Consider the following 15,218-nt stretch of genomic DNA (forward strand, 5'->3'; position numbering starts at 1 on the left):
TACACCTTTGCAGCAGCGGGAAAATCGGATTGTCTGAAGAAATTATATCGACCACCCCACAGGAGACCGGCTTGCCGGTCTGGAACCCCTCCGAAGAGGGCGATGAACTCGAACTGGTGCCCGAGCGGCGCTGCTTCGTCGTCGAGCCCCAGGAGCATGGCATCAGGATAGACAAGCTGCTGGCGCAGCGCTGTCCCGAGTTTTCCCGTGGCCATTTCCAGCATTTGCTGCAGGATGGCGCGGTGCGGCTGGCCGGCCGCGTGCTGGCCAAGGCCTCGGCCAAGGTCCGGGTCGGCGAGCCGGTCGAGGTCGAGCTCAGGCCCACGGCCCAGGCCATGGCCTTCCAGCCCGAGGCCATGGCCTTGCGGGTGGTTTACGAGGACGAGCATCTGCTGGTGATCGACAAGCCGGCCGGTCTGGTGGTGCACCCGGCCGCCGGCAACTGGAGCGGCACCCTGCTCAACGGCCTGCTGGCCTACCACGCCGGCGCCGCCAGGCTGCCGCGCGCGGGCATCGTGCACCGGCTCGACAAGGACACCAGCGGGCTGATGCTGGTCGGCAAGACGCCCCAGGCCTGCTCGGCGCTGGTGGAGATGATCGCGCAGCGGCGTGTGCACCGGATCTATGTCGCGCTGGCGCACGGCGGCTGGCGCGGCGAGGACGAGATCGAGGTCGAGCGCTGGATCGGGCGCGATCCGCGCAATCGCCTGCGCATGGCGGTGCTGGCGCCCGGCAGCGGTGGCGCCAAGGAGGCCCGCACCACCCTCCGGCGCCTCGACGCCAACGACGACTACTGCTGGGTCGGCTGCAAGCTGCATACCGGCCGCACGCACCAGATCCGGGTCCACATGGCCAGCCTGGGCCATGCCCTGGTCGGGGACGTGAGCTATGGCGGCAAGCTGGTGCCCGGCCTGCGGCGCCAGGGACTGCACGCGCACCGGCTCGCGCTGCTGCATCCGGTCACCGGCCAGGAGCTGCAGTTCGAGAGCGCGCCGCCGCCCGATCTCGCGCAGGCTGTGCAAAACGCCGGACTGCATTACAATCTGGGCTACCTATGGCAGGTGCGCGCCACCTGACCGCTTGACTACAGCCCTAGCCGCGCCGCCGGCCTGCGATCCCGGAATGCCCCGGATCGAATCCCTTATTCGTTCCGGACCCTCGGACCCAGCACCATGAACACCGCGGATGCGCGCCGCATCCTCGAAACCGCACTGATCTGCGCGCAGGAGCCCTTGAGCCTGCGCGAGCTGTCCGTGCTGTTCGAGGGGGCCTTGTCACCAGATACCTTGCGCCGACTGCTGGCCGAGCTGCAGCGTGCCTGGGACAACCGGGGGGTGGAGCTGGTCTGCGTGGCCAGCGGCTGGCGCTTCCAGAGCCGGCCCGAGCTGCGGCCCTTCCTGGATCGCCTGCGCCCCGAGAAGCCGCCCAAGTACAGCCGGGCCGTGCTGGAGACGCTGGCGATCATCGCCTACCGCCAGCCGGTCACCCGCGGCGACATGGAGGAGATCCGTGGCGTGACGATCAACTCGGCCCTCATCAAGCAGCTGGAGGATCGCGGCTGGATCGAGGTCATCGGCCACCGCGAAACGGTTGGCCGCCCGGCCCTGTTCGCCACCACGCGGACCTTCCTGGATGACCTGGGCCTGGCCTCGCTCGACGCCCTGCCGCCGCTCGAAGCGGTGCCGGCGCCCGCCGATGAAGGCGCGGCGCCGGTTTCCCCCCATATGCCAATCGCCAGCCTGCAAAGGCTCGCAGAATCAGAATCATGAAGCACCAGTCCCCCGTTTCCCCCGACGCCGAGCGCCATGCCGCCGGTCATGCCACCGCCGGCCATGCCACGCCCCTGGATCAAGCCGATCCGGCGTCCGACCAGCTGCTGTTCGCCGACCTCGTCTCGGGCGAGTTCGATGCCGAGCAGGAAGCCGCCGAGCCGGTCGACGACAAGCGCGTGCTGCTGCCGCAGCCCGACGCGCCCAAGCTGCACAAGGTGCTGGCGCAGGCCGGCCTCGGTTCGCGCCTGGAGATGGAGCGCCTGATCCAGGACGGCCGGGTCTCGGTCAACAACGAGCCGGCCCATGTCGGCCAGCGCATCCAGCATGGCGACCAGATCCGGATCAACGGCAAGCCGGTGCGCGTGCGCATCGCGCCGCCGCCGCCGCGCGTGCTGGCCTATCACAAGCCCGCTGGCGAGGTCGTGACGCACGACGACCCGCAGAACCGTCCGACCGTGTTCCGTCGCCTGCCGCGCCTGTACAACGGCAAGTGGCAGTCGGTCGGCCGGCTCGACCTCAACACCGAGGGCCTGCTGTTGTTCACCGACTCGGGCGAACTGGCCAACAAGCTGATGCACCCCCGCTTCGGCCTGCAGCGCGAATACGCGGTGCGCGTGCTCGGCGCCTTGAGCAACGACGAGAAGGATCGCCTGCTCGACGGCGTGCGCCTCGATGACGGCATGGCGCAGTTCCAGAGCATCGAGGACGGCGGCGGCGATGGCGCCAACTGCTGGTACCGCGTCACGATCGCCGAGGGCCGCAACCGCGAGGTGCGCCGCATGTTCGAGGCGGTTGGCCACGCGGTCAGCCGTCTGATCCGCATCCGCTACGGTGCCGTGGTGCTGCCGCGCGGCCTGCGCCGTGGCGTCTGGACCGAGCTCGACTACCGCGACATCGAGCGCCTGACCCTGGCCGCCGGCATGCGCCGCACCGACGAGCAGGCACAGGACTCGGCGCGCAAGGCCGCCAGCCGCAACCCGACGCCGCGCCGCAACAAGGGCACCGGCCCGCGTCCGAGCGCGCCCAAGCTGGTCGAGGGCCCGGCGATCTCGCGCAGCAGCGGTCGCGCCATCCGCGAGCCGCGCTACGGCCACGAGGAGCAGGGCTACGGCGAGCAGCAGGCGCCGTTCGGTCGTCAGCCCGACCCGACGCAGAACGCCCAAGGCTACATCGGCGCCGAGGCCGGCCAGAAACGCAAGGGACCCGGTCTCTATGCCGGCGGCAAGAGCGGCCGACCGGGCTCGCCGGGCGGGCAGGGCGGCCCGCGCAAGGGTCCGCGCCGTTGAGCTGGCGACGGTGCCGACCCGGCTTTTTGCCGCCCGGCACCGTCACGGCGAACAGTTAGAATCAGCGACTTTCCACACCCAACCCACAAGGTAAAAAAATGGCAATCGAACGCACCCTGTCCATCATCAAGCCCGACGCCGTCGCCAAGAACGTGATCGGCCAAATCGTCAGCCGCTTCGAAGGCGCTGGCCTGAAGGTTGCCGCTGCCAAGCTGGTGCAGCTGTCGCGCGCCGAAGCCGAAGGCTTCTACGCCGTCCACAGCGCACGCCCCTTCTTCAACGACCTGGTCAACTTCATGATCTCGGGTCCGGTCTTCGTGCAAGTGCTCGAAGGCGAAGGCGCGATCCTGAAGAACCGCGAACTGATGGGCGCCACCGACCCGAAGAAGGCCGAAGCCGGCACCATCCGCGCCGACTTCGCCGAGTCGATCGACGCCAACGCCGTGCACGGCTCCGACGCTCCGGAAACCGCTGCCGTCGAGATCGCCTACTTCTTCCCGGCCCTGAACGTCTACGCACGTTGATTGGCACATGACGGCCAATCTGCTCGACTACGACCTCGAGGGCTTGGCCGCCTTCTGTGAACGGCTCGGAGAGAAACGTTTCCGAGCCGTCCAGCTTTACCGCTGGATCCACCAGAAAGGCGTGGCCCGCTTCGAGGACATGACTGACCTGGCGCGCAGCCTGCGGGAGAAACTCCCAGGCCTGTGCGAAGTGCGCGGCCTGCCGGTGCTGACGCAACAGATCTCGACCGACGGCACCATCAAGTGGCTGTTCGATGTCGGCGGCGGCAATGCCGTTGAAACCGTATTCATTCCGGAAGACGACCGGGGCACGCTGTGCGTGTCCTCGCAGGCGGGCTGTGCCGTCGGCTGTCGCTTCTGTTCCACCGGCCACCAGGGTTTTTCCCGCAATCTGGGAACGGGCGAGATCATCGCCCAGCTCTGGCATGCCGAGCATTTCCTGCGCCAGCGCTTCAACACCAGCGAGCGAGTCATCTCGAACGTGGTGATGATGGGCATGGGCGAGCCGCTGCAGAACTACTCGGCGCTGGTGCCGGCGCTGCGCACCATGCTCGATGACCATGGCTACGGCCTGTCGCGCCGGCGCCTGACGGTCTCGACCTCGGGCGTGGTGCCGATGATGGACCGCCTCGCCCAGGATTGTCCGGTCGCGCTGGCGGTCTCGCTGCACGCGCCCAACGATGAGCTGCGCGACCATCTGGTGCCGATCAACCGCAAGTACCCGCTGGCCGAGCTGATGGCGGCCTGCAAGCGCTACCTGCCGGCGGCGCCGCGCGACTTCGTCACCTTCGAGTACTGCATGCTCGACGGCGTCAACGACAGCGCGGAGCATGCGCGCGAGCTGATCGCGCTGGTGCGCGCGCATGGCGTGCCCTGCAAGTTCAACCTGATCCCCTTCAATCCTTTCCCGGACTCGGGCCTCAAGTGCTCGGGGCGCGCGGTGGTCAAGGCCTTCGCCGAGCAGCTCAACGCGGCCGGCATCGTGACCACGGTGCGCAAGACGCGCGGCGACGACATCGACGCGGCCTGCGGTCAGCTCGCCGGTGACGTGCTCGACCGCACCAACGTGGCCGAACGCATGGCGCAGCGCCGGGGTCAGGTCGAGCAGGTCGTGGTCTGGCAACCCAGGGAGCCGTCCTGATGAAGTCGCGCCTGCTTTGCTGGCTGCTGGCGGGCTCGGCCGCTGCCCTCTACGGCTGTGCCGCTGGCACGGCGGCGCCAGCGGGTCCCGCAGCCGATGCCGGCACCGGCCAGGAATGGGTCACCGATTCGGACGAGCCCGAGCAGCGCCGGCGCGCTCGCCTGCGCGTCGAGCTCGCCTCGGGCTACTTCGAGCAGGGCAAGACCACGGTCGCGCTCGACGAGGTCAAGCAAGCGCTCGCCGCCGACCCGTCGTACGCGCCGGCCTACAACCTGCGCGGCCTGATCTACCTGCGGCTGCAGGAGCCCAGGCTGGCCGAGGCCAGCTTCCAGCAGGCGATCAAGCTGGCCCCGCGTGACGGCGACAGCTGGCACAACCTGGGCTGGATGCACTGCGAGGCCGGGCGTTACGCCGCAGCGGTCGAGGCCTTTGGCAAGGCCCTGCAGATACCCCGGTACGCGGCCATGGCCAAGACCTGGATGAGCCAGGGCATCTGCCAGGCGCGCGCCGGCCAGCCGCTCGAAGCCGAGCGCAGCCTGATGCGCGCCTTCGAGCTCGACGCCGGCCATCCGGTCACGAGCTATACCCTGGCGTCCCTGCTGATGCAGCGCAAGGACTATGCGCGAGCCCAGTTTTATGTCCGGCGCCTGAACAATTCCGAGCTCGCCAACGCCGAATCGCTCTGGCTGGGGGCGCGGATCGAGCACAGGCTCAACAACCGGGAGGCGGTGCGTCAGCTCGGCGAGCAGCTGCGCCGTCGCTATCCCGAATCCAAGGAGGCCGCGACCTACGAGCGCGGCGCTTTCGATGACTGAAGATTCCAACAGCCCGTCCCATCCCGCGCCGGAGATCGCCCCCGCGCCCCAGTCCCTGCGCCAGGCGCGCGAGGCGGCCGGCCTGCAGGTGGCGGCACTCGCGGCCATGCTCAAGGTGCCGGTCGATCGCCTCCAGGCGCTGGAGGACGGACGCTACCAGGAGCTGCCCAACCTGACCTTCGCGCGCGCGCTGGCCTCCAGTGTCTGCCGTGCGCTCAAGATCGACCCCGTGCCCGTGCTGCAGAGCCTGCCAAGGGCGGTCGAGGTCAGGCTCGGTTCCGATCAGCCGCTGGAAACCGGCCATTTCAGCTCGACGCGCCGCCGGCCCGTGGTGGCGCTGTCCGGGCTGGGTTTGCGCTCGTCGCTGGTCTGGGCGCTGCTGCTGCTCGCGCTGGCCGTGGTGCTCTGGTGGTGGCTGCCGCAGCGTGAAGCCAGCGCGCCGCCCCCTGAGGCCGCCGCGCCCGCCGAGGGCACGGTCGTGCCGCCGGCCCAGGAGCCGGCCGGGGTTCCGCCGCAGGCATTGCCCGCCGATCCGGCGCCTGCGGCTGCCACGCCCGTCGTGCCGACCCAGCCAGACCAGGCCCAGCCGGCGCCGGTGCCACCTGCCATTGCGCCCCCGGTCCCGGCGCCCGTGGTCGACAAGCCGGTGGCGCCCGTGTCGGCGGCTCCGGCCCCGGCGGCTGTTGCCGCCCAGCCGCTGTTGCAGCTGCGCGCGCGGGCCACGACCTGGGTCCAGCTCAAGGATGCGGCAGGCAAGGAATTGCGCCAGCGCACGCTGCAAGCTGGCCAGACGCTGGACTACGACGGCGATGCGCCGCTGCAGGTCGTGCTGGGCCGGGCCGATGGGGTCGAGGTGATCGTGCGGGGTCAGGTGTTCGACACCTCGGCCTATGCGGCCAACAAGGTCGCGCGTTTCGAGGTGAAGTGAAGCATGAGCCCAATCAAGTCCGCCGCTGACAGTCTGCCTGCCGTGTCGTCTGCCATTCCTGCTGGAATTCCCGCGCGCAAGTCGCGCCAGGGCGTGGTCGCCTGGGGCGACAACCAGGTCACGGTCGGTGGCGACGCGCCGGTGCGCGTGCAGTCGATGACCAATACCGACACCGCCGACGTGATCGGGTCCGCGATCCAGGTCAAGGAGCTCGCGCTGGCCGGCTCCGAACTGGTCCGCATCACGGTCAACAACGAGGAGGCCGCGCGCGCCGTGCCGCGGATCCGCGAGCAGCTCGACCGCATGGGTATCGCGGTGCCGCTGATCGGCGATTTCCACTATAACGGCCACACCCTGCTGACCGAGTTCCCCGAGATGGCGCAGGCCCTGTCCAAGTACCGCATCAACCCCGGCAACGTCGGCCGCGGCGACAAGAAGGACAGACAGTTCGCGCAGATGGTCGAGGCCGCCGTGCGCTGGAACAAGCCGGTCCGCATCGGCGTCAACTGGGGCAGTCTGGACCAGGACCTGCTGGCCGGCATGATGGACGAGAACGCCCGCCGCGCCCAGCCCTGGGACGGCAAGCAGGTGATGTACGAGGCGCTGATCGCGTCCGCGCTGGGTTCGGCTGCTCGTGCCGAGGAAATCGGCCTGGCGCCCGAGCAGATCATCCTGTCGTGCAAGGTCAGTGGCGTGCAGGACCTGATCGCGGTCTACCAGCAGCTGCACCAGCGCTGCGACTATCCGCTGCACCTGGGCCTGACCGAGGCCGGCATGGGCACCAAGGGCACGGTGGCGTCGGCCGCCGCGCTGTCGGTGCTGCTGCAGCAGGGCATCGGCGACACGATCCGCGTCTCGCTGACGCCCCAGCCGGGCGAGGCCCGCACCCAGGAAGTGGTGGTCGCGATGGAGATCCTGCAGGCGCTCGGCCTGCGCAGCTTCGTGCCCAGCGTGACGGCCTGCCCGGGCTGCGGCCGCACCACCAGCACCACCTTCCAGGAACTGGCCAAGCAGATCGATGATTACCTGCGCGGCTCGATGCCGGCCTGGCGCGAGCGTTATCCCGGCGTCGAGAACCTCAAGGTGGCGGTGATGGGCTGCATCGTCAACGGCCCGGGCGAGAGCAAGCATGCCGACATCGGCATCAGCCTGCCCGGTACCGGCGAGGCACCGGCCGCGCCGGTCTTCATCGACGGCGAGAAGGCCTTGACCTTGCGCGGCGCCGGCATCGCGCAGGAGTTCCAGCGGCTCGTCGAGCAGTACATCCAGAAGAAATACGGCGTTCCGGCCTGAGCCGGCGCTTAACGCAAGCAGCTGTTGCAAGCAGCATAGAAGAACAAATGGCAGAAAAAATCAGTGCCGTCAAAGGCATGAACGACATCGCCGCGCCCGAATCGGCGCATTGGGAATGGCTCGAAGCCAAGGTGCGCGCGCTGATGGGCCGCTACGGCTACCGCAACATTCGCACCCCCATCGTCGAGCCGACCGCGCTGTTCGTGCGCGGCCTGGGCGAGGTCACCGACATCGTCGAGAAGGAGATGTACTCCTTCGAGGACCGTCTGAACGGCGAGCAGCTCACGCTGCGCCCCGAGGGCACCGCTGGCGTGGTGCGCGCCGTGGTCGAGCAGAACCTGATCTATGACGGCCCCAAGCGGCTCTACTACCTGGGTCCGATGTTCCGTCACGAGCGCCCGCAGCGCGGCCGCTACCGCCAGTTCCATCAGGTCGGCGCCGAGGCGCTGGGCTTTGCCGGCCCCGACGTGGACGCCGAGCAGATCGCGCTGGCCTGTGACCTCTGGGCCGAGCTCGGTCTGACTGACGTGACGCTGGAGATCAACAGCCTGGGCCAGCCGGCCGAGCGCCAGCTGCACCGCGCCGCGCTGATCGCCTATCTGGAGCAGCATCAGGGCCAGCTCGACGAGGACGCCAAGCGCCGCCTCTACAGCAATCCGCTGCGCATCCTCGACACCAAGAATCCGGCCATGCAGGCCCTGGTCGAGGGCGCGCCGAAGTTGATGGACTATCTGGGCGCGGAGTCGCTGGCGCATTTCAACGGCCTGCGCGCGCTGCTCGATGCCCAGGGCATCGGCTACCGCATCAACCCGCGCCTGGTGCGCGGCATGGATTACTACAACCTGAGCGTGTTCGAGTTCGTCACGACCTCGCTGGGCTCGCAGGGCACGGTCTGCGCGGGTGGCCGCTACGACGGCCTGATTGCTCAAGTCGGCGGCAAGCCGGCGCCGGCGGTTGGTTGGGCGCTGGGGGTCGAGCGCATCCTCGAACTGCTCAAGGAACAGCAGCTGCTGCCGGCCGTTCCGGTGCCGGACTGCTACGCGGTGGTGCCGCAACGCGAGGCGCTGGCGCAGGTGATGCCGGTGCTGCGGGCGCTGCGCGCCGCTGGCGTGTCGGTGCAGATGCACGCCGGTGGTGCTGACGGCCACGGCAGCATGAAGTCGCAGTTCAAGAAGGCCGACGGCAGCGGCGCGCGCTACGCGCTGATCTTCGGCGAGAGCGAGCTGGCCGCCGGCCAGGTGGCCGTCAAGCCGCTGCGCGAGGGCGCCGGCGCCATCACCGAGCAGACCCTGTTCGCGCTGGCGCAGGCCGGTGACTGGGCGGCTCGGCTGCGCCAGGCCTGAATCCGGCCGCATGGTCCTACAATGATCGGCCAGGGTTCGCCTGTCAGACCCGCCGTCCCACCCCCTTTCGATTGAGCCCCATGGCCTCCCATCTCGACCTGGAAGAGCAGGAACAGCTCGCCAACTTCAAACATTTCTGGTCCCAGTACGGCAACCTGATCAGCTGGGTGCTGATCGTGGTGCTGGGTGCCTATGCGGCCTTCAACGGCTGGCAGTTCTGGCAGCGCAAGTCGGCCCAGGAAGCCGCCGTGCTCCAGGACGAGCTTGAGCGCGCGGCCCAGGCCGGTGAAGTCGACAAGCTGCAGCGCGTCTGGGCCGATGTGCAGGCCAAGGCGGCGCGCACCCAGCAGGGCCAGCAGGCCGGTCTGCTGGCGGCGCGCGCGCTGCAGGACGCGGGCAAGAGCGACGAGGCACGCCAGGCGCTGGCCTGGGTGATCGAGAAGTCTTCCGACGAGGCGTTGGGGGCTATCGCCCGTCTGCGCCTGGCGGGCCTGGAGCTCGAAGCCAAGGACCCAGTCAAGGCGCTCAAGACGCTTGATTTCAAGGCTGATGCCGAATTCGCGCCGCTGCAGGCTGACCGCCGTGGCGATGTGCTGCAGGCGCAAGGGCAGACCGAGGCGGCGCTGGCCGAATACCGCAAGGCCTGGGATGGCCTGTCGGCCGTGCCCGACTACCGCCGCATCGTTCAGGCCAAGCTCAACGCGCTGGGCTTCGATCCCCAGCCGGCCGCAACCCCCTCCAAGGAGTGAGTCCCGTGAAGTCCAGCTTTAGCCTCACCCCCAGTCTGGCCGCCGCCGCTGCAGCCGTGCTGCTGGCCCTGGCCGGTTGCTCGTCGAGCCCGTCCCGGCCCGAGCCGGCCGCGCTGACCGCCTTCAATCCCACGCTGCCGGCACGCCTGGCCTGGAAGGTCCAGCTTGGTGAGGCGGCGCCGCTGTCGGTGCCGGTGCTGGTCGGCGGCGAGCTGGCGCTGGCCAGCGCGTCCGGCACGGTGCGGGTGCTCGATGCCGAGAGCGGGCGCGAGCGCTGGCGCGCCGAGGTCGGCAGCCCGGTGGCGGTGGGGGTCGGATTCGACGGCGAGACCACCGCCGTCGTGACCCAGGGCAACGAACTGGTCGCGCTCGCGCAGGGCAAGGTTCAGTGGCGCTTGCGCCTGGCCTCGCGCAGCTTCACCGCGCCGTTGGTGGCCGGCCAGCGCATCTTCGTGCTGTCGGGTGACCGCAGCGTCTCGGCCTTCGATGCGCGCAACGGCGCCCGGATCTGGAGCCAGCCGGCACGCGGCACCGAGCCGCTGGTGTTGCAGCAGCCTGGCGTCCTGCTGGCCGTCGGCAACACCCTGGTCGCCGGACTCGGCGCACGCCTGACGGGCCTCAACCCTGGCAACGGCGTCACCCTCTGGGAAGCGCCGGTCGCCTCCCCGCGCGGTGTCAACGAAATCGAACGCCTGGTCGACCTGGTCGGCCCGGCCGCCCGTGTCCAGCGCGATGTCTGCGTGCGCGCCTTCCAGTCCGCGCTGGCTTGCGTCGACGCCCAGCGCGGCGCGCTGCGCTGGACCAAGCCGGCCAACGGTGCCGTGGGCCTGGCGGCCGATGCCAGCCTGGTCTATGGCGTCGAAAGCAATGGCCGCGTGCTGGCCTGGAAATCCGACAGCGGCGATGTCCAGTGGCAGTCCGATCTGCTGCTGCATCGCGGCCTGAGCGCCCCGCTGGCGGCGGGCCGTTCGGTCGCGATCGGCGATGCGCAGGGCTATGTCCATGTGCTCGCCCGCGCCGACGGCAAGCTGCTGAACCGACTGGAGACCGATGGCTCGGCCATCGTCTCCGCCCCCCTGCTGGCGGGTCAAAACCTGCTGGCCCTGACACGCAAAGGCGCACTCTACGCCTGGCGCCCCGAATGAAACCTGTTATCGCCCTGGTGGGCCGACCCAACGTCGGCAAGTCCACCCTTTTCAACCGCCTGACCAAGACGCGCGACGCCATCGTCGCCGACTTTCCCGGCCTGACGCGCGACCGCCACTACGGCAACGCGCGCCTGGGCAAGCGCGAATTCATCGTGATCGACACCGGCGGCTTCGAGCCCGACGCCGGCAGCGGCATCTTCAAGGAGATGGCCAGGCAGACCCAGCAGGCCGTCGCCGAATCCGACGTCGTCGTGTTCGTGCTCGACGCCCGTGGCGGCCTGAGCGCGCAGGACCACGACATCGCCAACTACCTGCGCCGCCTGAACAAGCCGACCCTGCTGGTGGCCAACAAGGCCGAAGGCATGAAGGAGGGCGGCCAGCTGGTCGAGTTCTACGAGCTCGGCCTGGGCGAGGTGCTGCCGGTCTCGGCCGCGCATGGCCAGGGCGTGCGCCCGATGCTCGAAGCCGCGCTCGACAAGCTGTCCTGGCCCGACGAGGAAGCAGCCGTCGAGCCCGACGAGACCGTCATCAAGCTCGCCGTCGCCGGTCGGCCCAACGTCGGCAAGTCGACGCTGATCAATGCCTGGCTGGGCGAGGAGCGCCTGGTCGCCTTCGACATGCCGGGCACCACGCGCGACGCCATCTCGGTGCCGTTCGAGCGCAACGGCCAGAAGTTCGAGCTGATCGACACCGCCGGCCTGCGCCGCAAGGGCCGTGTCTTCGAGGCGATCGAGAAGTTCTCGGTCGTCAAGACGCTGCAGGCGATCGAGAACGCCCATGTCGTGCTGCTGCTGCTCGACGCGACCGAGGGCGTGACCGACCAGGACGCGCATATCGCGGGCTTCGCGCTCGAGAGCGGACGCGCCGTGGTGCTGGCGATCAACAAGTGGGACGCGATCGACAGCTATCAGCGCGAGACCCTGCAGCGCTCGATCGAGAGCCGGCTGGGCTTCCTCAAGTTCGCGCCGCTGCACATGATCTCGGCCAAGAAGCGCCAGGGCATCGGCCCGCTCTGGACCTCGATCGCCAAGGCCTACGCCTCGGCCATGGTCAAGATGCCGACGCCGCTGCTGACCCGCCTGCTGCAGGAATCGATCGTGCTGCAGGCGCCCAAGCGCGGCGGCATGTACCGGCCCAAGATGCGCTACGCGCACCAGGGCGGCATGAACCCGCCGGTGATCGTGATCCACGGCAACTCGCTCGACAACGTCGACAACGCCTACAAGCGCTTCCTCGAAGGGCGCTTTCGCAAGGCGTTCGACCTGGTCGGCACGCCGCTGCGCATCGAGTTCAAGACCTCGGCCAACCCCTACGACGAATGACAAGTCCGCCACGGTCGGCCGAACCCGGTCGGCTGTGGTATGGTCACCTTCCCTAAACTCTCTTGAACACGGAGCATATCGTGAGCAACAACAAAGGCCAACTCTTGCAAGATCCCTTCCTGAACCAGCTGCGCCGCGAACACGTGCCGGTGTCGATCTACCTGGTCAACGGGATCAAGTTGCAAGGCCAGATCGAGTCCTTCGACCAGTACGTCGTCCTGCTGCGCAACACCGTCACCCAGATGGTTTACAAGCACGCCATCTCGACCATCGTTCCGGGCCGTCCGGTCCAGTTCAACGCCGCCCCGTCTGAAGCTGCGGCTGTCTGATCGCTCTTGAACGACCATAAAAAACCCCAGTCCGAGCTGCCGGGCGTCGTGCTCGTCGGTGTTGACCTGGGGTTTCCTCATTTCGATGCCGAGCTCGAGGAGCTGGCCCAGCTCGCCGAGACCGCCGGCTACCGTGTGGTCGACCGGGTGAGCTGCAAGCGCCGCGCGCCCGATCCGTCCCTGTTCATCGGCTCCGGCAAGGCCGACGAGATCAAGGCGCTGGCGCTGGGACATGGCGCCACCGAAGTCCTGTTCGACCAGGCGCTCAGCCCGTCGCAGCAGCGCAACCTCGAACGCTACCTGGGCCTGCCGGTCAACGACCGCACCCTGCTGATCCTCGAAATCTTCGCCCAGCGCGCGCGCAGCCACGAGGGCAAGCTGCAAGTCGAGCTGGCCCGGCTGCAATACCTCAGCACCCGCCTGGTGCGGCGCTGGTCCCACCTCGAGCGCCAGAGCGGCGGCATCGGCATGCGTGGCGGCCCGGGCGAGACCCAGATCGAGCTCGACCGCCGCATGATCGGCGACTCGATCAAGCGCACCCGCGAGCGGCTCGAAAAGGTCAAGCGCCAGCGCAGCACGCAACGGCGCCAGCGCGAGCGGCGCGAGACCTTCACCATCTCGCTGGTCGGCTACACCAACGCCGGCAAGTCCTCGATCTTCAACGCGCTGGTCAAGGCGCGCGCCTACGCGGCCGACCAGCTGTTCGCGACGCTCGACACCACCACAAGACAGCTCTACCTGGGCGAGGTCGGCCGCACGGTGTCGCTGTCCGACACGGTGGGCTTCATCCGCGACCTGCCGCACGGCCTGGTCGAGGCCTTCGCCGCCACGCTGCAGGAGGCGCGCGACGCCGACTTGCTGCTGCATGTGGTCGATGCGTCCAACCCCGATCACCCCGAGCAGATCGCCGAAGTCATGCGCGTGCTGCGCGAGATCGGCGCCGATGACCTGCCGCAGATCCTGGTCTTCAACAAGCTTGACGCGATCGAGCCCGAGCGCCAGCCGCGCCAGCGCGTCGACGTGTTCGAGCTCGAAGGCGAGGGCGTGCCGCGCATCTTCCTGAGCGCGCACACCGGCGACGGCCTGGACGAGTTGCGCGGCCTGCTGGCCCAGCGGGTGCAGGCCCGCTTCGGCGTCAAGCCGGCCGAGTTCCCCGAAGGCGACGCCGACGCAGCGGATTCGGCACAATAGCCTCCATCCATCGCAAGCAAATTTCTACATGAACTTCAATCTGTTGAGCCTGCGCGCCGTCCGCTGGGACCGGCTCAGGGGCATGTTCAACCTCAACGACCCCCGCTGGGGTCGCGGTGAAGAGGGCAAGCCCGATGCCGGTGATGCGGGTGGCGAGCAGCGCCCCAAGCGTCCCGGCGGTTCCAACCAGGGGCCGCCCGACCTCGATGAGCTCTGGCAGGACTTCAGTCGCAAGCTCTCCGGCCTGTTCGGTGGGGGCGACGGCGGCAAGACCGGCGGCCAGTTGCCGGGCTTCAAGCCCGGCCCCAAGGGCACGGGCATCGGCTTCGGCTTGATTGGCGGCGCGCTGGTGCTGGTCTGGCTCGGCACCGGTTTCTTCATCGTGCAGGAAGGTCAGCAGGCCGTCATCACGCAGTTCGGCCGCTACCACGGCACCGTGGGCGCGGGTTTCAACTGGCGCCTGCCGTATCCGATCCAGCGCCACGAGACCGTCAACGCGACCCAGATCCGTTCGGTCGATGTCGGTGGCGACGCCGTCATGCGCGCCACCGGCCTGCGCGAGTCGGCGATGCTGACCGAGGACGAGAACATCGTCGAGATCAAGTTCGCGGTCCAGTACCGGCTGAGCGACGCGCGCGCCTTCCTGTTCAACAGCCGCGACCCCGAGGACGCGGTGCGCAAGGCCGCCGAGACCGCCGTGCGCGAGGTGGTGGGCAAGATGAAGATGGATGCGGCCCTGGCCGAGGAGCGCGACCAGATCGGACCGCGCGTGCGTACCCTGATGCAAGCCATCCTGGACCGCTACGAGATCGGCATCGAGGTCGTCGGCATCAACCTGCAGCAAGGTGGCGTGCGTCCGCCGCTGGAAGTGCAGGCCGCCTTTGACGACGTGCTCAAGGCCGGCCAGGAGCGCGAGCGCTCGAAGAACGAGGCCGAAGCCTACGCCAACGAGGTGGTGCCGCGCGCCAAGGGCACGGCCTCGCGCCTGTTCGAGGAAGCCGAGGGCTACAAGGCCCGCATCGTGGCGCAGGCCGAGGGTGATGCCCAGCGCTTCCGCCTGGTGCAGGCCGAATACGCCAAGGCCCCGCAGGTCACGCGCGAGCGCATGTATCTGGACACGATGCAGCAGGTCTATGGCAACGTGAGCAAGGTGCTGGTCGATACCAGGCAGGGCTCCAACATGCTCTACCTGCCGCTGGACAAGGTCATGCAGCTGAGCAAGCCCGGCGAGTCCGCTGCCGCGGCTCCCGCTGCGACCGCACCGACCCCGAACTCGGCGGCAGCCAGTCCGTCGGCTGCCGGCTCCGCCGCGTCCGCCTCGCGCAGCCGCGACAGCGAGCGCTCGCGTGAGCGCGATGTCCGCTGAACGGCTGTGAG

14 protein-coding genes and 1 pseudogene are annotated in these 15,218 nt (G+C 68.9%); all 15 read left to right on the top strand.

Annotated features, from left to right (window positions below):
- The first annotated feature begins 29 nt into the window (after positions 1–29).
- Positions 30–1,076: an RluA family pseudouridine synthase gene (locus tag PHR85_RS04355; protein ID WP_300050918.1), complete on the top strand. Its 1,047-nt coding sequence runs from the start codon at positions 30–32 to the stop codon at positions 1,074–1,076.
- A gap of 96 nt (positions 1,077–1,172) precedes the next feature.
- A pseudogene (scpB, locus tag PHR85_RS04360) lies at positions 1,173–1,676 on the top strand (SMC-Scp complex subunit ScpB); the annotation flags it as partial.
- A gap of 89 nt (positions 1,677–1,765) precedes the next feature.
- Positions 1,766–3,058, top strand: coding sequence for a pseudouridine synthase (locus PHR85_RS04365; protein WP_300050921.1), 1,293 nt, complete (start codon positions 1,766–1,768; stop codon positions 3,056–3,058).
- A 98-nt stretch (positions 3,059–3,156) separates the two neighbouring features.
- Positions 3,157–3,582, top strand: coding sequence for a nucleoside-diphosphate kinase (gene ndk / locus PHR85_RS04370; RefSeq protein ID WP_300050924.1), 426 nt, complete (start codon positions 3,157–3,159; stop codon positions 3,580–3,582).
- 7 nt (positions 3,583–3,589) lie between these two features.
- Positions 3,590–4,723, top strand: a complete 1,134-nt coding sequence (gene rlmN / locus PHR85_RS04375; RefSeq protein WP_300050926.1) for a 23S rRNA (adenine(2503)-C(2))-methyltransferase RlmN — start codon at positions 3,590–3,592, stop codon at positions 4,721–4,723.
- Complete coding sequence (gene pilW, locus PHR85_RS04380; protein WP_300050929.1) at positions 4,723–5,538, top strand: type IV pilus biogenesis/stability protein PilW; 816 nt, start codon at positions 4,723–4,725, stop codon at positions 5,536–5,538. Before rlmN ends, pilW begins: the two co-directional genes overlap by 1 nt.
- Positions 5,531–6,466, top strand: a complete 936-nt coding sequence (locus tag PHR85_RS04385) for a helix-turn-helix domain-containing protein (protein WP_300050932.1) — start codon at positions 5,531–5,533, stop codon at positions 6,464–6,466. The genes pilW and PHR85_RS04385 overlap by 8 nt, the downstream gene beginning before the upstream one ends.
- A 3-nt stretch (positions 6,467–6,469) precedes the next feature.
- Positions 6,470–7,759, top strand: a complete 1,290-nt coding sequence (gene ispG, locus PHR85_RS04390; protein WP_300050935.1) for a flavodoxin-dependent (E)-4-hydroxy-3-methylbut-2-enyl-diphosphate synthase — start codon at positions 6,470–6,472, stop codon at positions 7,757–7,759.
- 47 nt (positions 7,760–7,806) lie between these two features.
- Positions 7,807–9,102, top strand: a complete 1,296-nt coding sequence (gene hisS / locus PHR85_RS04395; protein ID WP_300050938.1) for a histidine--tRNA ligase — start codon at positions 7,807–7,809, stop codon at positions 9,100–9,102.
- A gap of 80 nt (positions 9,103–9,182) precedes the next feature.
- A complete protein-coding gene (locus PHR85_RS04400) occupies positions 9,183–9,851 on the top strand; it encodes a tetratricopeptide repeat protein (RefSeq protein WP_300050940.1) in 669 nt (222 codons plus the stop codon).
- A gap of 5 nt (positions 9,852–9,856) precedes the next feature.
- Positions 9,857–10,996 (top strand): outer membrane protein assembly factor BamB, encoded by a 1,140-nt coding sequence (bamB, locus tag PHR85_RS04405; RefSeq protein WP_300050942.1) that lies wholly within the window; start codon positions 9,857–9,859, stop codon positions 10,994–10,996.
- Complete coding sequence (der, locus tag PHR85_RS04410; RefSeq protein ID WP_300050944.1) at positions 10,993–12,321, top strand: ribosome biogenesis GTPase Der; 1,329 nt, start codon at positions 10,993–10,995, stop codon at positions 12,319–12,321. Before bamB ends, der begins: the two co-directional genes overlap by 4 nt.
- 62 nt (positions 12,322–12,383) lie before the next feature.
- A complete protein-coding gene (hfq, locus tag PHR85_RS04415; protein ID WP_300050946.1) occupies positions 12,384–12,650 on the top strand; it encodes an RNA chaperone Hfq in 267 nt (88 codons plus the stop codon).
- 6 nt (positions 12,651–12,656) lie between these two features.
- Entirely contained in the window at positions 12,657–13,841 is a 1,185-nt protein-coding gene (gene hflX / locus PHR85_RS04420) for a GTPase HflX (RefSeq protein ID WP_300050949.1), read from the top strand.
- A gap of 28 nt (positions 13,842–13,869) precedes the next feature.
- The gene (gene hflK / locus PHR85_RS04425) at positions 13,870–15,207 is read left to right on the top strand and encodes an FtsH protease activity modulator HflK (protein WP_300050952.1); all 1,338 of its coding nucleotides are present in this window, start codon (positions 13,870–13,872) and stop codon (positions 15,205–15,207) included.
- Positions 15,208–15,218 lie beyond the last annotated feature (11 nt).

This window comes from Malikia sp., from assembly GCF_028687635.1.
Taxonomy (GTDB): Bacteria; Pseudomonadota; Gammaproteobacteria; order Burkholderiales; family Burkholderiaceae_C; genus Malikia.